Genomic DNA, 19,764 nt, shown 5'->3' with positions numbered 1-19,764 from the left:
CATCGGAACGATTCCACAACCAAATTCTAATTATCTTAATCGAAACTAGACCAGGGAAGTGATTTCCCCGCTAGCCGGCAACTACCTAAAGAAGCAGATCTATTTAAACGCACCCCAATCAATGAAATCTTCTGGCCGACCAGGGCCAAGGGTGAGCCGACGCAATAAGACAAGTGGTTTTCTTGGCTTATTGCAAGAGGCCAACCCAAAGCCTGGCGGCGAATAGTGAGATGAAGCAAAAATAGAATGTGAGAACGATTCCACAATCAAACTCTCGCTCTCTTTTTCTATTATTCATTCGCGCAGAGCTTTCTTATAAACCGTTTATATCCAACTAAAAAACCCGCTGCACACAAAATTTCATGTGTACAGCGGGTTTTTGGTTTAGTTTACTCTTGAGTTTGCTTGCCGGCTTCGATCCAGTCTTCCACGTTCCATACTTTCGTGGCTAGGCCGTCGTAGAAATCCGGTTCGTGGCTGACGAGAACGATTGTGCCTTTATAAGCTTGCATCGCACGCTTGAGTTCAGCTTTCGCATCGATGTCCAAGTGGTTTGTCGGTTCATCGAAGATCAGCCAATTGCTTTCTTCCAGCATCAATTTGCACAAACGCACTTTCGCTTGCTCGCCGCCGCTCAATTGGTTCATCGGGCGGCCGATGTGTTCGCTCTTCAATCCAGTGCGGGCAAGGGCGCCGCGTACTTGGCCCTGGTCCATCGAAGGATAGGCATCCCAGATTTCATCGATCGGGCGGTGCGTCGGTGCTTTGACTTCCTGTTCGAAATAGCTAGGCGTCAAGTATTCACCGCGGATGACGTCTCCGTCGAGCGGCTTGATCTTGCCGAGCATCGTCTTGAGCAAAGTCGATTTACCGACACCGTTCATGCCGACGAGCGCGATTTTTTCGCCGCGTTCGATCATGAATGACAAAGGCGGCAACAAGGGCTTGTCGTAGCCGATGCGGAGCGCTTCCGCTTCGACAACGTAGCGGCTTGGGCTGCGTGTTTCCTTAAAGGCGAATTGCGGTTTGGCCGCCATTTCAGGTTTTTCGATGCGGTCCATGCGGTCCAATTGCTTCTGGCGGGATTTCGCGCGTCCGGTAGTCGAAGCGCGCGCTTTGTTTTTTGCGATGAATGTCTCGGTTTTTTTGATCATGTCTTCTTGCTTTTCATAAGCTTCGAGATGCTGCTTTTTCGCCAATTCCGCAAGCTCGATGAACTTCTCATATGAAGCGGTGTAGCGGTTCAGGCGGGAGAATTCCAAGTGGAAAATAACCCCAGTTACTGAACTCATGAATTCCGTATCATGCGAGATGAGCAGGAAAGCATGCGGATAGTTTTTCAAGTAATTGACGAGCCACTGGATATGCTCTTCATCCAGATAGTTGGTCGGCTCATCCAGCAGTAGCACTTTCGGTTTTTCCAGCAATAGTTTGGCCAATAAAAGCTTGGTCCGCTGTCCGCCGGAAAGGGATTCGACGCTGCGCTCAAGCCCGATGGCATCAAGCCCAAGCCCACGTGCGATTTCGTCCACTTTGACATCCAAGGTATAGAAATCACCGGCATCGAGTGCATCCTGTACTTCGGCCATTTGCTCGAGCAATGATTCGAGTTGTTCAGGATCGGCTTCGCCCATTTGCATGGCGATGTCGTTCAATTCTTTTTCTTTTTCATAAAGCGGCAAGAAGGCATCCTGCAAAGTTTGACGGATGGTGCGGCCTGGTGCCAGCTGTGTGTGCTGGTCCAAATAGCCGTAATGGGTCTTTGGCTGCCATTCGACTTTTCCTTCATCATGGATTTGCTTGCCTGTCAAAATATTCATCAGTGTCGATTTTCCGACGCCGTTTGCCCCAACGAGCCCAACGTGTTCCCCTTCGACTAAACGAAAAGAAATATCATTGAATAGGGTACGGTCACCGAATGTGTGGCTCAGGCTTTCTACTGTTAATAAACTCATATATGTGTTCCTCCACTTTCCATAAAAAAAACCGCGGTTAAAGTTCCGCGAGTTCTTTGTTTAATTCCGCAAGACGCTGTTCCATTTTTTCAAGCCGTTCTTCGGCTTTGTCGACCATTTTCGTGTGGCCGGTCGTTTCCAGTTTTTCAATATCACCCTGTTGGCGTACGTAATCGCTCTTCAGTTCGGCGATGGCGTATTCGATTTCCTGCTTGTTCAACAAAATCACCCTAGTTTTTCTCTGTATTGTACCACAAGTAGAGAAAATTTAAATGGATACGCTCGGCTTCTCGCTTTCATTGCGCACTACAACTCCTTTATAATAACAAAAAATGAAAAAAGGAAGTGAGATGCCATCGACAGTTTATTGTTCGATATCATGTTAATTATTTTCCTCGGCGTTCTGTCACAATGGATCGCCTGGCGTCTCCGCCTTCCAGCGATTGTGTTGATGTCGATTGCCGGGTTGTTAATCGGCCCTATATTTGCCGTGATTTCCCCGGAAGAAAGTTTCGGGGATTTGTTCCGGCCGCTTGTGTCGCTTGCTGTAGCCATCATCCTATTTGAAGGCAGCTTGAACTTGAATTTCAAGGAGATCCGAGGGTTCAATAAGCCGGTGTGGCGGATCGTTACATTCGGCGCTTTGCTTGCCTGGGCGGGAGGCACTTTGGCTTCCCATTATGTCGCCGGCCTGTCGTGGGCGGTGTCATTTGTCATCGGTGGCTTGTTCATCGTAACAGGGCCGACTGTCATCATGCCGCTGCTTCGCCAAGCTAAACTGAAAGCTCGTCCTGCAGCGTTATTGAAATGGGAAGGCATTATTGTCGATCCGTTCGGCGCATTATTGGCTTTGTTTGCATTCCAATTCGTCTTATTTGCGGAAGGGGATGTTACCGCCGCTGCATTCGGGCTGTTCTTCCTCGCGGCGCTTTTCGCGACCGTACTCGGTGCAGCAGCAGGGCTCGGGATGGGCTGGATGTTCGAGCGCGGCCAAATTCCGGAATTCCTTAAATCGCCGATGGTGTTCGGCGTCGTGCTGTTGACGTTTGTCATCTCGGATATCGTGATGCACGAAACCGGCTTGCTTGCGGTAACCGCAATGGGGATGGTCATGGCCAATATGAACATCTCCTCCATCAACGATATGCGGCATTTTAAAGAGACCATGTCCATCTTGTTGATCTCCAGTGTCTTCATGATGCTGACGGCTTCACTCAGCATGGATGTGCTGTTTGAAATTTTCAATTGGTCAATCATTTCATTTGTCTTGGTCATGTTATTTATCGTCCGGCCCTTGTCCATCTGGTTGTCGACCATCGGCACCGACTTGAGCTGGCAGGAAAAAGCCTTGGTCGGGTGGATTGCCCCTCGAGGCATTGTTGCACTGACCGTCTCCGGCTATTTCGCCAGTGTCTTATTGGATGCCGGGTTCGAGGATGCGGAACTTTTGACCGCGCTGACCTTTGCGCTCGTCTTTTCTACAGTAGTTGCGCATGGATTTTCCATTACGTGGATCGGCCGCAAATTGGGCCTCGCTTCATCGGAAGATCCGGGAATTATCATCATTGGTGCCAGCAGGTTCACGACTGCGATGGCGAAAGCCCTTTACGATATGGATAAAAACGTCCTGCTCGTCGATGATTCGTGGGGCCGCTTGCAAAAAGCACGTCAAATCGGCATCAAGACTTATGTCGGGAATATCCTTTCTGAGCACACGGAATACGAAGTGGATTTGACGCCTTACGAGAAAATGATCGTCGCTTCGGAGACGGATTCGTTCAATGCGCTTGTCGTCAATAACTTCGTGCCGGAAATGGGGCGCATCAATTTGTTCCAGACGGCGCTTCACCAAGGGGATCCTGCTGATTTCCATTCCTCGTTAAGCGGGCGGATCCTTTTCACCGAAGATTGGAATATTCACGTGCTTGATGAGAAAGAAGAGCAAGGCTACGCCATCCGTTCCACGAAATTGACTGAGCGCTTCACTTATGAAGAATTCAATAAGAGATGGTCAGCCAATACGATTCCGTTATTCATTGAAACGGCGCAAGGAAATATCGAGTTCTTCACGTCCGATAAAGTGCTGGAACCGAAGCAAGGCGATACCGTTATTAGCTTCACTGGGCCGGAACGTGATTCCGACCGCATCCAGGAGCGCTTGGAAACAAAACGCATCAAAAAAGATTCTCAGACTAAAGAATGAAATCTTTCATTAAAAGCCCTATCGATACGCACGGGGAGTGTGTCTTTGCTATGATAAACAATAGCTGCAGCATGCACTGCACCAGATCAATCAATAGGAAAAGGCAGTGGGATTCCGCTGCCTGCTTATACGTAGTCAAGGAGGATTCAGGATCATGAAGATTTTATTAGTGGATGGAACGATACTTGGGCGCAAGACCGGCGCTGTATTGGAACAGGTCAAAGTCTATCTCGAGCGAGAGAATCCGGAGATGGAATTGAGCATTTTGAGCATGAGCGAGTATGAACATCAATTTATTGATGGCCGCCCGAATGCGGAATACAACGACAGCATGCGTGAAATGGTGCAACGTTTTGAAGAAGCGGACGGCTATATCATCGCTTCGCCCATTTTCCAAGGGTCGATTCCAGGTGTCTTGAAAAATGCCTTCGACATGCTTCACCCGCGGACGATGCGCTACAAACCGGTATCAATCGTCGCGAACGGCGGCACGTACCAGCATCACTTGGTCATTGAGAATCAGCTGAAACCGATTCTTGATTATTTCCGCTGCCTCGTAACGCCGAACTACGTCTACACGCATACGAGCCATTTCGATGACACGAACGCCATCATCAATGACGATGTCCATGACCGACTGCGCGAACTCGCCCGCGTATTTGTGCAATATGCAGAAATGAGCACCCACCTATCAAAAGAAACACTCGATATTGATGACCATTAAGAAAAACCTCCCTCGGGAGGTTTTTTTTCGGCCTGAACACTAAACTTAATTGAAAAAGGCATAAGGCCGATCAAATGCGCTTCCTCCACAAGAACGGGGAGAAGATGCTATACTAGACGCTGTAGAAAAGGGGTTTTAGCTTATGAAATCAGTAGTTCTTGCAGAAAAGCCGTCCGTTGCGCGTGATATTGCGCGAGTGCTTGGATGCTCTCAAAAAGGAAACGGTTTTTTAGAAGGCAAACAATATATCGTCACGTGGGCACTTGGCCATTTGGTGACGCATGCACAACCGGAACAATACAATAACGATTTGAAAGAATGGAAAATGGAAAGCCTGCCGATTCTTCCGGAGCCGTTTAAATTGGTACCGATCAAACAGACCATGAAGCAATACAATGCCGTCAAAGCGCAATTGAACCGCAGCGATGTGAAAGAAGTCATCATCGCGACCGATGCAGGGCGTGAAGGGGAGCTGGTCGCCCGTTGGATTTTGGAACAAGCCAAAGTCAACAAGCCGGTAAAACGACTATGGATTTCCTCGGTTACTGATAAAGCGATCAAAGACGGTTTCCAAAACTTGAAAGACGGTAAAGCATACGAAAGCTTATTCCAGGCGGCAGTCGCCCGCGCTGAAGCCGACTGGGTGGTAGGAATCAACGCCACGCGTGCACTGACAGTGAAGCATAATGCTCAATTGTCGACAGGACGCGTGCAGACACCGACGTTGGCGATGATCGCGCAGCGCGAACAGGACATCCGCAACTTCCATCCGAAACCGTATTATGGCCTTCAGGCAATCAGCGATAAAGCTTCGTTCACCTGGACGGACGGGAAATCGACGCAGAATTTCGACAAAGAGCGGATCGACCGTTTATTCGCCAAGCTCGATACGGCAAATAAAGGCAAGGTGACAGATGTCAAAGTTACGCCGAAAAAACAACCTGCGCCTCCATTATTCGATTTGACCGAATTGCAAAAGGAAGCGTATAAACGCTATAGCTGGTCGGCAAAAGAAACGCTCAATACTTTGCAGAACCTTTATGAACGCTATAAAATCGTCACCTATCCGCGTACGGACTCGAAGCATTTGACGAGCGATATGAAAGGCACGTTAAAAGAGCACATCAAAGCGGTGCAAGTCGGTGAATACCGTTCGCTTGCGAACACCGCATTGAAAAGTGCAGGGGTTCCGCAAAAAGGCGTCATCGACGATGCGAAAGTTTCGGATCACCACGCCATCATCCCGACCGAAGAAACGCCAATGCTTCACGAGCTCAGCGACAAGGAATACAAACTATATGATATGATCGTCCGCCGCTTTTTGGCCGTTTTCATGCCACAGCACGAATACGACCGGACGACCGTTACGCTCGACGTGGCGGGTGAAACATTCCAGGCAAAAGGCAACACAATCCGCAACGATGGCTGGAAGCGTGTCTATAACGACGCCGACGAAGAAGGCGAGTCGACGTTGCCGCCATTTGAACAAGGGCAGGCTGTAGAATTAAAAGGCATCACCTTGACTGAAGGCAAAACCAAACCGCCTGCATTCTTCAATGAAGGAACTTTGCTCGGGGCGATGGAGAATCCGGCCCAGTTCATGGCGGGGGAATCGAAAGCGCTGATCCAGACGCTCGGTGAAACCGGCGGCCTCGGAACTGTCGCCACGCGTGCTGACATTATCGATAAATTATTCAATAGCTTCCTGATCGAGAAAAAAGGCAAGGACTTGACGATTACGTCGAAAGGTCGCCAGCTATTGGAGCTCGTCCCAGAAGATTTGAAGTCACCGAAATTGACGGCGGATTGGGAAACGCAATTGACCAAAATCGCCAAAGGCCAGCTGAAGAAAGAGCAGTTCATGAAAGAAATGGTCGCGTTCTCGAAAAAGTCGGTAGCTGAAATCAAATCCAGCGACAAGAAATTCAAACACGATAACATCACCGGAAAAATGTGCCCGGACTGCGGCAAGCCGCTTCTTGAAGTGAATGGCAAACGCGGCAAGATGCACGTATGCCAGGACCGTGATTGCGGATTCAAGAAAAATGTCTCGATGCAGACCAATGCCCGCTGTCCAAATTGCCATAAACGCATGGACATGGTCGGCGATGGCGACAACAAAATGTTCGTCTGCAAATGCGGACACCGTGAAAAGTTATCGGCATTTGAAAAACGCAAAAAAGCAGGACAATCGAAAGCAAACAAGAAAGATGTTAATAAGTATTTGAAGAAGCAAGACGAGCCGCCGCAAAACACGGCAATGGCAGATGCCTTGAAGAAAATGCTCGAGCAAAACGACTGACAGGAGGGGGCAAGGTGGCGAAAAAAGCAGCAAAAACCAATGCCGCTCGCATATTGGACCGTGAAAAAATCGATTATGAGCCGCTGCAATACAGCACCGATGATGGAAAAATCGATGGGGTATCCGTTGCGGCGAAAATCGGGGCACCTGTTGAAACTGTCTACAAGACGCTCGTGGCAGCTGGGTCTTCCAATGAGCATTACGTGTTTCTTGTGCCCGTTGCCGATGAGCTGGATTTAAAGCGGGCTGCAAAAGCCTGCGGCGAAAAGAAAATCGAGATGGTGCCGGTCAAAGAGATTTTGCCGCTTACGGGTTACGTAAGTGGGGGCTGTTCGCCGTTCGGCATGAAAAAGCCGTTCAGGACATTCGTCGCCAAACAAGCCACCGAGTTGAACGACATCATCGTATCTGCTGGAAAAGTCGGGGCACAGTTGAAACTGGCACCGAAAGATTTACTGAAAGCAACGCAGGGTGAGTTTGCGGAATTGACGGTGAAGCCGTGAGCGTTTCCTGTCCGCTGCTTTGTCGTTCGAGGTTCAGAGGAAAGAAGGATAAAGGATGAAAGTTTCTATGTATTACCGGTGGCTGTTTTTCCTGTTAGGCATGATGCTATTGGGTCTGGGCATTTCGATGACCATCAAAGGATATCGTCTCGGCATCGGGCCGTGGGATGTCTTGCATGTCGGCTTATACGAGAACTTCGGCCTGACCATCGGCACTTGGTCGATCATTGCAGGGTTTACACTGATCAGTACTACATCTCTTGTGCGCAGAAGGTGGCCCCAGTTCGGGACCTGGCTTAATATGCTGCTGATTGGTTTGTTTATTGATTTATTCAATTTCCTTCTCCCGGATATCCATTCGCTGATTGGGCAAATCTTGATTTTTACAGCAGGGATCTTTGTGATGGGCTATGGTGTCGGCATGTACGTCTCACCTAAAATGGGAGCCGGCCCACGGGATGACTTGATGCTGATCTTGGTTCAGAAAACAGGGTTCAGCGTCAGCACGATCCGTACAGCGATTGAAGTGATTGTTGCGCTTCTTGGCTGGATGCTTGGCGGGCCTGTGGGAATCGGCACCGTCGTGAGTGCGCTATTGATCGGCAGGATTGTACAGAAATCACTCGTGCAATGTGAATCTTTATTGAAATGGCTCATCTTAAAACATCAAAAAGACGTACCACCGGTTTTGAAAATGTGAAGTTATTAAGTCCGGCGATTGCCGGGCTTTTTTATATGAGTACGGTGGGTCAACAGAAAAACCTTCCAGTTGAACTAGACAGGGGCATATGTTATAAATAAAACCAAGTAACATTATTGGTTTAGTGTAACATATCATTCAAGAGAGCGGGAGTGCATATATGGGAAGAGAATTTGTTGAGATATTTGATGAATGGGTGCACACTTATGATGAGTCAGTTAGCGGACATGATCCGGAATATAAAGCAGTTTTCGAAAACTACGAGGAGATTTTGACGGCTGTCGCGAAGAAAGCTAAAGGGCCAGTCGTGGAATTCGGCGTTGGCACAGGCAATTTGACAGCAGCACTTCTCCAAGAAGGGCTCACGGTAACTGGTATTGAGCCGAATGGCGCAATGCGAAGCGTGGCTGCACAAAAATTTCCTGAGCTCGACATAATGGATGGCGACTTTTTAGCGTTTGATTTGCGCCAGAAGCCAAACAGCTTCGTCAGCAGTTATGCCTTCCATCATTTGACGGATGAAGAAAAAGCCCAAGCAATTCAGCAGTATGCTGACATTTTGCCTTCGGGCGGGAAAGTCGTCTTCGCCGATACTGTATTCGAATCAGCCGAAGCCAAACTTGGGCGCATCGTTTACGAAGAAGGGGAAGGCCACGCCAATCTTGTCGAAGACTTGAAGCGCGAACATTACACGACAGTGCCTGCATTGGAAATGATTTTTCAGGAACATGGGTTTGACGTCACATTTACACGCTTAAATGAGTACGTATTCTTGATTGATGCAACTAAACGATGAAAGGGAGATTGTAATGAAAAAAATGAATGTTGAAAGCTTTAACTTGGACCATACAAAAGTAGCGGCACCTTATGTCCGCCTAGCCGGTGAAAAAACAGGATCAAACGGAGACACTATCAAAAAATATGATATCCGCTTCAAGCAGCCGAACAAAGAACATATGGACATGCCTGGCCTTCATTCGCTCGAGCACATGATGGCTGAGCATAGTCGCAACCACTCGGAGCAAATCATCGACATCGGGCCGATGGGCTGCCAAACCGGCTTTTATTTGTCAGTCATCAACCACGATGATTACGAAGACATTTTGCGCATTCTTGAAGCAACCTTGACGGATGTCATTGCAGCAGACGAAGTGCCGGCATGCAACGAAGTGCAATGCGGCTGGGCAGCAAGCCATAGCTTAGAAGGCGCACATGAACTGGCTAAGGAAATGCTTGCGAAAAAAGATGAGTGGCGCCAAGTGTTTAAAGAAGAAACGGCATAAGGGGAATCAGCATGGACTACGCAACAGAGATTCAGCAATTGATCGGCCGCACGCCGGTCCTGGAATTGACGCATAGCACAATTCCGAATGGCTGCCGGATATTCGCCAAACTGGAGTTTTTCAATCCGGGCGGCAGCGTCAAAGACCGTCTCGGCGTGGCGTTGATTGCCGACGCGGAGAAACGCGGAGAGCTCAAAGCAGGCGGCACGATTGTCGAGCCGACTGCCGGCAACACAGGCATCGGGCTCGCGATAGCAGCAATCGGCAAAGGCTACCGCTTGAAGCTGGTCGTCCCGCAAAAATTCAGCATGGAAAAACAGACACTCATGCGCGCATTAGGTGCTGAAGTGATCAATACGCCGACCGCTGAAGGCATCAAAGGCGCCATCGAAAAAGCGACTGAAATTGCCGAGCAAGAAGGCGCGTTCATGCCGGCGCAATTCGCAAACGCCGCCAATCCTGATACCTATGTCCAGACGCTTGGCCCTGAACTTTGGGAGCAGATGGACGGCAAGATCGATATCTTTGTTGCAGGTGCAGGATCGGGCGGTACGTTTATGGGAACTTCCCGTTATTTGAAAACACAAAACCAGGCGATCAAGACCGTCATTGTAGAACCGGAAGGCTCGATCCTAAACGGCGGGGAATCCGGCCCGCACAAGACGGAAGGCATCGGCATGGAATTGATTCCGCCGTTTATGGATACGCAGTATTTTGATAGCATCCACACGATTACAGATAAAGAGGCGTTTGCAGCCGTAAGGGAGCTTGCGCAGAAGGAAGGTCTTCTTGTCGGCAGTTCATCGGGCGCTGCATTTGTTGCGGCTTTGCGTGAAGCGCAATCAGCAAAACCAGGCAGCCATATCGCCACGGTCTTTGCCGATTCAAGCGAACGCTATTTGAGCCAAGATATTTACGGAGCTCTTTTTGAGGAGGAACAGCAATGAAACCGAAAACTAGATTGATTCACGGCGGGATCTTCGGAGACGAAGCGACCGGCGCTGTATCGACACCGATTTACCAAGTGAGTACCTACAAGCAAGAAGCTGTAGGCAAATTTAAAGGCTACGAATATTCACGGACCGGCAATCCGACGCGCCATGCGCTGGAAGAGTTGATCGCAGACGTAGAATACGGGCATGCTGGATTTGCATTCGGTTCTGGCATGGCGGCCATCTCTTCTGTCATGATGCTGTTTTCAGCAGGCGACCACGTCATTTTGACGGATGATGTGTACGGTGGGACTTATCGTGTTATAAATAAAGTGCTGAATCGCTTCGGGCTTGAATTTACCTTTGTTGATACGGGTGATTTGGAACAAGTGAAAGCTGCCGTTCAGGAAAATACGAAAGCAATCTTTATCGAAACACCAACCAATCCGCTCTTGAAAGTGACCGATATTGAAACAATTGCGACTTTTGCTAAAGGAAATGGGCTAATGACCATCGTGGATAACACCTTTATGACTCCTTATTTCCAAAATCCGATTTCTCTTGGAGCAGATATTGTCTTGCATAGCGCAACGAAGTATATCGGTGGCCATAGCGATGTCGTAGCGGGACTTGTTGTTGTCAATACAGCACAACTGGCCGAGGAATTGCATTTCGTCCAGAATTCCGTTGGCGCGATTCTTGGGCCGCAAGATTCGTGGCTGTTGATGCGCGGGTTGAAAACGCTTGGCATCCGCATGGAAGAGACCAACACCAACGCCCAGCAAATCGCAGAATTCTTAGATGGGCATGAGGCAGTCGAAGCGGTCATTTATCCGGGACTCGACAGCCATTCCGGCAAAGCTTTGATGGAAAAACAAGCACGCGGCTTTGGCGGGATGATTTCATTTGATGTCGGCAGCAAAGAAAAAGCGGATGAGCTGCTTGCCAAGCTCAAATACTTCACCCTAGCGGAAAGTTTAGGCGCAGTAGAAAGTTTAATCTCGGTTCCGGCGCAGATGACGCATGCTTCAATTCCTGAAGACCGCCGTGCAGAACTCGGCATCACAGAAGGCTTGGTACGCATTTCTGTTGGGATTGAAGATGTGGAAGATTTAATAGAAGACTTGCAGCAAGCTTTAGCGTAATTTTTGCGAAAGCGGACATTTGTCCGCTTTTTTTTAATGGAGTTCTATAGATTTTATTAAAAGATAAAGACTGTCAAATCAGAATGTTAATATAATTTACCTATTGAATACACACCCTTAATGTATCTAATATCCTATATTTCGGGTAGCGAAATAAATAGTTTACCCTATTCAGCAAGAACGAAAGAAGTGGTAATCTTTAGAAAGAAAAATATTCTGATATTTCTGGAAGGAGATACATATACATGAAAAAAAGCAAGTGGTTCCCTATTCTATCAGCGAGCGCATTGGCGCTTTCCCTTTATTCCCCTGCAGCGAGCGCAGCACCGGTTGAGGAGTTGCCGTCACTCGGTGCTTGGGATGAAGATCGCTACGGCGAACGCATCGATATCGACCAAGAATTAAACCGGTTAACGAATGATGAATCGTTCCAAAAAGAAGCAGCGCAGCGCATCAAAGATCAAGCTGGCGAATTGAATGATGAAACAGCAGACGGTGGAGAAAATGCTGCGGCAAGCGAACATTTCACATATGACGGCGGTACGAAAAAATTCTTGAACCGCAATTTGTCATTTAAGGATTTCACACTTCGCAGCGTCGGCGATAACGTGGAAATCTGGGTGGCCAATGATTTAGCGTACGGGCCAAACAATCCGAAACCCGCTGACATCGTCACGCAAGCGCAAGTGGACAAATTGAAAGATGAATTCGACAGTAATATCTACCCAGTAGCGACTGAATTTTTCGGCACTCCAGATACGCTTGATGGCTCAAAATCGCCGCTTCCTGGCATGGTTGGCCTTCCGGAAGGGTATTACGAAGGTTCGGATAAAGTGATCATGCTCGTCGATAACGTACAGGACGAAGGCTGGAACAACCCATCCTACCCGTTCTTCGTAGCCGGCTTCTTCTGGCAGACGCTTGAAAACTACACGGACCGCAATATCATCACCATCGATACCAATTCATGGGAAACGCGTCTGGAGAGCACGTTCTTCGGCACGACAATCCATGAGCTTCAGCATTTGATCCAAGCCGATAACGACGGCGCAGAAGAAACATGGGTTAACGAAGGGATGTCAACATTCTCTGAATTCCTGGGCGGCTACGGCCACGGCGAAGGATCGATCAACTTCTATTTGGACCACCCGGAAAACTCGCTCGTCAACTGGGATGAGCACGGGACAGCGGCAACTGGCCCTGAAACGATCGCAGATTATGGACAAGTCTATTTGTTCACGCTTTATATGTACGACAAGTTCGGTAAGGAATTCATCCGTGAAATTGCTACTGACGGAAACACTCAAGGCATCGCAAGCATTGATAAAGTATTGAAAGAATACGGCACAAACAAAACATTCACTGAACTATACCAGGATTTCATGACGGCTTTGACTTTGGATGACGACACGGTCAGCAAGGATTACAAATTCGATAGCATCGATTTGCGCGAACTGCCAGTCGGTGACGGCGTCCGCGGCAAAACAGTGGATTTCGAGAAAGCAAAAACTTTTGAAAAAGAAGGCGTTCCAGCATGGGGCGGCGACTTTAAGGAATTCAATTTGGACCGCACTGTCCGCGGCATGAAGTTTGACGGCGTGGATTTCCTGCCATTGCAATGGGAAACAGTCGCCAATCCGCTTGACGCTTCTGAGCAAGTGCTTCATGCGAATAATGGCGATGAAGCAGACCAAGCCTTGATCTTCGGGGCAACGGTTCCAGCTGCCAACCCGACTTTGAGCTTCGAGCATTATTACAATATCGAAGAGCAATGGGATTTCGCGGCCGTCCAAGTATCTACGGATAACGGCGAAACGTGGAAATCACTCGAGAATGACAACACGCGTTCCGATGTAGTGGAAGAAGGCTACCCGACGATCAAAGAGAACGTGCCAGGTTTCACAGGAGAGAAAACAAACTGGTCTACTGAAACATTCGATTTGGCTGACTACGCAGGGCAAGACGTATTGGTATCGTTCCGCAACATGACGGACTGGGGTTCCAATGAAGCAGGCTGGTTCATCAAAGATATCCAATTGGGTGATTTCACGGCAGATGGAACGTCTACAGAGCCGTTCCAGTCACTTGGCCAATTGAAAGGTGAGTACGTCGACTTTACGACAACCTTCATCCAAACGAAGAAAAACGGCAAGCAGCGCGTATTCAATGTCAATCCGTACAATGTGACGGAAAAAGAAGCACTCGACTTGCAGCAAGTGCTGCGTGAAGGCAACCTGAAAATGATCACTTCTTATGCAGCAGCGCCAGACCAGAAAGAAGCCAAAGAATTTACGTACGAAGTACTGTACAAAGAAGATAAAAGCAAAGGCAAGAAAAAAGGAAATGGCAAAAAGTAAGTAATGGAAAGAGCGGGCAGCTGCCCGCTCTTTTTTTTGCTGTAATTTTCAGTTGCCTCCACCAGGATAGCAAAATTCGTAGTACATGCTTGAATATATAGTACAGTAGGTGTACTATATAAAAAAGAAGTACAGGGGGTATACTAATGTCTCAGGAATTATTCACGGCTTACTCGAAATTCAGTGAAGCTATTTTGGAAGTGAATGTCTATGTAGCGGATGTATTCGCTAATCATGAAGAGTTAAAAGCCTATTCTCCACAACAATTGCAGACTTTGCGGATCATCAAAAAAAATCCAGCCATTTCCCAAAGTGAAATCGCGGATATTCAAGGGGTCTTTAAAACAGCCATCTCCAACCGAATCAGGAAATTGGAGCAAGATGGCTTAATTGCCATCTTGACCAATCAGGATTTACGGAAAAAAGCCATTTCAATTACTCAAAAGGGAGCGGAACTATTGGTGATAAGCGAGACAGTCATTTTTGAAAATCTAAATGATTTGCTGGGTGAACGCTTTACAGGCGATGAAATCATAAAGTTCACTAGCCAATTGGATGAAATCGTCAATTGCTTGAAAATGGAAAAGGATGGCGACAAACAATGATTCATGAACTGAAAACGGTTTTCTCGAAAAAAATGCTGATTATCTCATTAATCGCTGTTATGTTTTTGCCGGTTATCTACAGCGCTTCGTTCTTGACCTCTATGTGGGATCCATATGGAAAAACGGAGGATCTTCCGGTTGCGGTGGTCAATGAAGACCAAGCAGCTGAACTGGAAGGAGAAAGCATTCGAATCGGTGAAGAGATTGTGGACGAGCTAAAGGGCAATGAAGATTTTGAATGGCATTTCGTCGGAAGTGATGAAGCACATGCAGGCGTGGTCAAAGGGGATTACTATGCTTCCATTACATTGCCCAAGGACTTTTCGAGTAATGCATCCTCGCTTTTGACGGAAGAGCCGAGAGAAATGGCTTTGAATGTGGAGACCAATCCAGGCTATAGCTATTCCGGAAAATCAATTGCCGATCAAAGTATTTTGGCTGTGGAAACGGCAGTGGCATCCGAAGTCCGGGAATTATATACCGAAAAAGTATTTGAAACGGTAAACGACATGAATGACGGCTATAAAGAAGCCTCATCCGGGGCAGGGGAGTTAGCGGACGGGGCGGAGCAGCTTGCAGAATCGGCAGGGCAAGTAGGAGATGGCATGGAAACCCTTGCCGGCCAATCGCCCTCACCGCTCGCTGCAGAGCTGGCCAAATTGACAGAAGGCAACAAGCAGATAAGCCAAGGAATCGATGAATTGGGAAGTGGATCAGCGAGTTTGAGTGAAGAGTTGTCCGCAGCGTCGGAAGAAATTTCAGCTTACGCTTTTGAAACGGCAAATGCGCAAATCGTCAGTGAACCCGTGACGGTCAATAAAGAAATGGTCACGGAAGTCGAAAACTATGGCCAAAGTTTTGCTCCTTATATCATTGCGCTCAGTTTGTATGTCGGGGCGATCGCTTTTTCCACCATTTATCCTTTCCGGACACGCGACCAGGAATCGACCACACTGCTTAGTTGGTGGGGCAGTAAGCTGTCGGTCATCTTGGCGCAAGGAACGTTCCAAGCGGCTCTATTGGCAGTGTTTATCTTGAAAGTCCTGGATATTCCGGTTGAAAATATAGGGTCTTTCCTGCTGATTCTTTTTGTGATCTCGAACACATGGATGCTCATCTTGTCTTTTTTGGTCGCTGCATTCGATAAAGTAGGGAATTTCCTCGGGATCTTGCTGTTGGTGTTGCAGCTTGGTGCCAGTGAAGGAACGTTTCCTATTCAATTGACGAATGGCTTTTTCCAAGCTGTCCACCCGTATTCCCCAATGACTTATGCGATCAAAGCCTTGAGGGAGTCGATCTTCGGCTTTGAAGGAAATGTTCCGTTTGAACAAGCATTATGGATTCTTGCAGCTATTTTATCGGGGATGATTTTGCTGTTAGGAGCCGTCTATTACTACCGATTCCAAAAAGAAATGAAAACTGCATCTGAATTAGCATAAAGAGGAGCAGCCGTCTGAGGCCTGCTTTTTCTTTTGGAAAAAATCCCGGTGTGATAAGATGGAGTCAGAATTTGTTTTTTGAAAGGAAGAGGACTGTGTCGAAAAAATTAGATGCGTTTTTGGAAGAAAACTTAACAGAATTGAAAGACCAAGGCCTATACAATGAAATCGATCCGGTAGAAGGCCCGAACGGAGCGATTATTAAAATCGGCGGCAAGGACCTGATCAACTTGTCATCAAACAACTATTTGGGGCTTGCAACAGATGAAGGCTTGAAGAAAGTAGCGATCGAAGCGATCAAAAAATACGGAGTCGGCGCAGGCGCTGTCCGTACCATCAACGGAACGCTTGATCTTCACGTGCAATTGGAAGAAAAATTGGCCGAGTTCAAAGGAACAGAAGCGGCGATTTCATTCCAATCCGGCTTCAATTGCAATATGGCAGCGATTTCTGCGGTTATGGACAAAAACGATGCGATCCTGTCCGATCAATTGAACCATGCATCGATCATCGACGGCTGCCGCTTGTCGAAAGCGAAAATCATCGCGTTCAAACACTCTGATATGGAAGATCTTCGCGCGAAAGCGAAAGAAGCAACAGAATCCGGCCAATACAATAAAGTAATGGTCATCACAGACGGCGTCTTCTCGATGGACGGTGATATCGCGAAGCTTCCGGAAATCGTGGAAATCGCAAAAGAATTCGATTTGATCACTTACGTCGATGACGCGCACGGTTCAGGCGTTACTGGCAAAGGGAAAGGTACTGTGAAGCATTTCGGATTGGAAAAAGAAGTTGATATGCAGATGGGGACACTCTCGAAAGCAGTCGGCGTTGTCGGCGGCTATGTAGCCGGCAAGAAGCAATTGATTGACTGGCTGCGCGTACGCTCCCGCCCGTTCTTGTTCTCGACAGCAGTAACACCAGGAGACGTCGCAGCGACGACGGCCGCGGTCCAAAAGATCATCGATTCGACAGAACTTCACGACAAGCTTTGGGACAACGGTGATTATTTGAAGAAAGGCTTGAAAGAGCTTGGCTTCGATATCGGCGATTCCGCAACACCGATCACACCATGCATCATCGGCGACGAGAAATTGACACAGCAGTTCTCGAAACGCTTGTTCGAAGAAGGCGTCTACGCGAAATCAATCGTCTTCCCGACGGTTCCACGCGGCACTGGCCGTGTTCGCAACATGCCAACAGCGGCACATACGAAAGAAATGCTTGACGAAGCGATTGAAATCTACGCAAAAGTCGGCAAAGAACTGAATGTCATCAAGTAAGTCGAAACCCGCACAGCTCATTGAGTTGTGCGGGTTTTTTCTTTGCGTTTTTGGATAGGAATAATGAGTGGTGGGGATTTCGCTCCAGGGAGGACGCTTGGGGACTGCAGGATGCAGGTCATGCAGCTGATACGACAGGACGTCGCGTTTTCAGCTGCCCGAGTAAGGGCTCGCATTGAGCCACTTCCTTTGCTAGCTTTCAGTTCTATGGGCCCTAGTTTCTCTGGATTCAAGCATCGTAGAAGAACCGTTGCTCCCACATCTGCTCAACCCTCACTATGTTCGGGCATCGCAAAAAAATATATGCTGCGCAGATGCGTCGCAAATGAATGGACTCGGCTTCCCCTCGCCATCCATTCGCCCCTTTCCGCTCCATCTCTAGTTTTAGAGAGGAAATGAAATTCATTATATTTTGAAGTAAGCACAAACAGCTTTGGAAAGCTTCATAATTACAAGAAGAATAGTCAATGAAGCATCTTTATTACTATCGAGTTCAACTAAGCGTCTCCACCAACGAATGCACCCGACCGACAGCGATACTTTCTCGCACGCAACATCCATTGAAATCTATTAGCCGAACCGCGCTCACGGGCGAGCCGAAGCAATGAGACAAGCGTTCTTCTTGGCTCATTGCGGGAGGAATGCCCAAAGCGGGAGGCGGCTGCTTCGTGATGTTAAGATCGACAAACCATTCGTCTCACTCACAAGTTTAAATAAGCGTCATCCAACAGCGGATGAACATGTAAAAAAGAGATACTGCATCACTCAAAAAATCCATTGAAATCTATTAGCCGAACCGCGCTCACGGGCGAGCCGAAGCAATGAGACAAGTGCTCTTCTTGGCTCATTGCGGGAGGCCAGCCCAAAGCGGGAGGCGCTTACCAAAAGATGAAACAACAAACAATGGACAATCTATCTCGCTCACTTTCCCCTTAGCTCGCACATACCTGGTTTCGGTTAGCTTACAATAAAATACCCCTCCAGCGTTCATGAAGGGGGATATACTTTATTATTCGGCAGAATCGCTTTCTGCTTGCTGGGCGTTGAAATAGATGGAAGCGAACACTTTCGCTGTCGTGTTCATCGCGTCTTCATTGAAATCAAAGTTTTCGTGATGATGCGGGTAGGCGAGCGTTTCGTCAGTCATTTTTGCGCCGATGAAAAAGAAAGCGCCAGGTTTTGCTTGTGTATAATAAGAAAAATCCTCGACCGGCATGATGGGGGCAATATCGATGACGTTGTCTTCACCGACGACGGGGCGTGCGGAAGTACGGACGATTTCTGCCGCTTCGGGGTGGTTCCAAAGTGAATCGTAACCGGTCTCGACAATCACTTCAGCACGCGCGCCCATCGCAGCGGCGACGTTTTCTGCGATTGAACGCACACGTTCGCTGGCGAGCTTGCGCAGTTCCGGGTCGAACACGCGAATTGTGCCTTCCATGACGGCTTTGCTCGGGATGACATTGTCAGCGTCTCCGGCATGAAATTTGCCGATCGACACGACGAGTTCTTTCAACGGATCGGCATTTCGGCTGACAATCGATTGCAGGGCGACCATAATATGGCTCGCAGCAAGAATGGGGTCGATGCCGGTATGCGGTTCCGCGCCATGGGTTCCAGAGCCAAAGACATTGATTTTGATGGCATCTTCAGAAGCTTGCAGGTAACCATCGCGAAGGTAAACCTTGCCGGATTCCATTTTGCTCTGGAGATGAGCGCCGAACACCAGGTCGACGCCATCGAGACAGCCGTCTTCGATCATCGCGCGTGCCCCGCCCGGCGACAGCTCTTCGCCGAATTGATGGATCAGCACAATCGTTCCAGGCAGGTCTTCCTTGATCGCCATCATCGCTTTCGCAAAGCCGAGAAGGCCAGCAGTGTGGCCATCGTGACCGCAAGCGTGCATGACGCCTGGAATCGTCGATTTATAAGAAACCTCTTTTTGATCGTCGATTGGAAGCGCGTCAAAGTCAGCGCGGAAAGCGATCGTTTTGCCGGGTTTGCCGCCTCGGATCGTTCCGACGACTCCGCGACCGCCAACACCCCGGCGCACTTCGACTCCGATTTCTTTCAGTCGCTCTGCAATGTAAGCAGGGGTTTCCACTTCCTGATGGGACAGTTCCGGGTGCATATGGAGATGGCGGCGGATGTCCACCATTTCCTCTTGCAAGGAATCAATCAGGCTATCGGTTTGTTTTAATAAGTTCATCAACAATAACTCCTTTATCCTACAAAAGTTTTAAACATCTACTGACGTCATTATACGCCGTATCCCAGGAAGCATCAAAATTATTACGCTATTGCAAAAGTTTTTATAGTATAATCATACA

The 19,764-nt window shown here is 48.2% G+C and carries 16 protein-coding genes; 13 read left to right on the top strand and 3 right to left on the bottom strand.

Translation table 11 applies throughout. The features are described 5' to 3' along the window. Window positions 1-389 precede the first annotated feature (389 nt). Both G3255_RS14320 and G3255_RS14315 read right to left on the bottom strand, forming a co-directional pair. On the bottom strand, window positions 390-1,955 hold the full coding sequence (locus G3255_RS14320) for an ABC-F family ATP-binding cassette domain-containing protein (RefSeq protein ID WP_211655089.1): 1,566 nt from the start codon (window positions 1,953-1,955) through the stop codon (window positions 390-392). 37 nt (window positions 1,956-1,992) lie between these two features. Next, the gene (locus G3255_RS14315; RefSeq protein WP_211655088.1) at window positions 1,993-2,175 is read right to left on the bottom strand and encodes an SE1832 family protein; all 183 of its coding nucleotides are present in this window, start codon (window positions 2,173-2,175) and stop codon (window positions 1,993-1,995) included. 159 nt (window positions 2,176-2,334) lie between these two features. On the opposite strand from G3255_RS14315, the gene G3255_RS14310 reads away from it, so the two are divergent. From G3255_RS14310 to G3255_RS14250, 13 genes are all read left to right on the top strand, one after another. Further along, a complete protein-coding gene (locus G3255_RS14310) occupies window positions 2,335-4,158 on the top strand; it encodes a cation:proton antiporter (protein WP_211655928.1) in 1,824 nt (607 codons plus the stop codon). A gap of 154 nt (window positions 4,159-4,312) precedes the next feature. Then, the gene (locus tag G3255_RS14305; RefSeq protein ID WP_211655087.1) at window positions 4,313-4,882 is read left to right on the top strand and encodes an NADPH-dependent FMN reductase; all 570 of its coding nucleotides are present in this window, start codon (window positions 4,313-4,315) and stop codon (window positions 4,880-4,882) included. 142 nt (window positions 4,883-5,024) lie between these two features. After that, a complete protein-coding gene (locus G3255_RS14300; protein ID WP_211655086.1) occupies window positions 5,025-7,184 on the top strand; it encodes a DNA topoisomerase III in 2,160 nt (719 codons plus the stop codon). Window positions 7,185-7,198: 14 nt separating this feature from the next. Further along, window positions 7,199-7,687, top strand: a complete 489-nt coding sequence (ybaK, locus tag G3255_RS14295) for a Cys-tRNA(Pro) deacylase (RefSeq protein ID WP_211655085.1) — start codon at window positions 7,199-7,201, stop codon at window positions 7,685-7,687. 55 nt (window positions 7,688-7,742) lie between these two features. Further along, on the top strand, window positions 7,743-8,387 hold the full coding sequence (locus tag G3255_RS14290; protein ID WP_211655084.1) for a YczE/YyaS/YitT family protein: 645 nt from the start codon (window positions 7,743-7,745) through the stop codon (window positions 8,385-8,387). A gap of 160 nt (window positions 8,388-8,547) precedes the next feature. Further along, the gene (locus G3255_RS14285) at window positions 8,548-9,183 is read left to right on the top strand and encodes a class I SAM-dependent methyltransferase (protein WP_211655083.1); all 636 of its coding nucleotides are present in this window, start codon (window positions 8,548-8,550) and stop codon (window positions 9,181-9,183) included. Between the two features lie 13 nt (window positions 9,184-9,196). Further along, on the top strand, window positions 9,197-9,670 hold the full coding sequence (locus tag G3255_RS14280; RefSeq protein ID WP_211655082.1) for an S-ribosylhomocysteine lyase: 474 nt from the start codon (window positions 9,197-9,199) through the stop codon (window positions 9,668-9,670). A gap of 11 nt (window positions 9,671-9,681) precedes the next feature. Further along, a complete protein-coding gene (locus G3255_RS14275) occupies window positions 9,682-10,617 on the top strand; it encodes a PLP-dependent cysteine synthase family protein (protein WP_211655081.1) in 936 nt (311 codons plus the stop codon). Further along, window positions 10,614-11,747 (top strand): bifunctional cystathionine gamma-lyase/homocysteine desulfhydrase, encoded by a 1,134-nt coding sequence (locus tag G3255_RS14270; RefSeq protein WP_211655080.1) that lies wholly within the window; start codon window positions 10,614-10,616, stop codon window positions 11,745-11,747. Before G3255_RS14275 ends, G3255_RS14270 begins: the two co-directional genes overlap by 4 nt. Before the next feature lie 245 nt (window positions 11,748-11,992). Next, complete coding sequence (locus G3255_RS14265) at window positions 11,993-14,104, top strand: immune inhibitor A domain-containing protein (RefSeq protein ID WP_211655079.1); 2,112 nt, start codon at window positions 11,993-11,995, stop codon at window positions 14,102-14,104. Window positions 14,105-14,250: 146 nt separating this feature from the next. Then, entirely contained in the window at window positions 14,251-14,709 is a 459-nt protein-coding gene (locus tag G3255_RS14260; protein WP_211655078.1) for a MarR family winged helix-turn-helix transcriptional regulator, read from the top strand. After that, entirely contained in the window at window positions 14,706-16,148 is a 1,443-nt protein-coding gene (locus G3255_RS14255) for a YhgE/Pip family protein (protein WP_211655077.1), read from the top strand. Before G3255_RS14260 ends, G3255_RS14255 begins: the two co-directional genes overlap by 4 nt. Window positions 16,149-16,243: 95 nt before the next feature. Beyond that, on the top strand, window positions 16,244-17,434 hold the full coding sequence (locus tag G3255_RS14250; protein WP_211655076.1) for a glycine C-acetyltransferase: 1,191 nt from the start codon (window positions 16,244-16,246) through the stop codon (window positions 17,432-17,434). A gap of 1,009 nt (window positions 17,435-18,443) precedes the next feature. On the opposite strand, the gene G3255_RS14245 is transcribed toward G3255_RS14250, so the two are convergent. After that, entirely contained in the window at window positions 18,444-19,643 is a 1,200-nt protein-coding gene (locus G3255_RS14245) for a M20 metallopeptidase family protein (protein WP_211655075.1), read from the bottom strand. Between the last annotated feature and the right edge of the window lie 121 nt (window positions 19,644-19,764).

The organism is Planococcus sp. MSAK28401 (assembly GCF_018283455.1).
GTDB lineage: Bacteria > Bacillota > Bacilli > Bacillales_A > Planococcaceae > Planococcus > Planococcus alpniumensis.
Note: the sequence above shows the minus strand (reverse complement) of the source record. Positions and strands in the feature narration are given on the sequence as shown.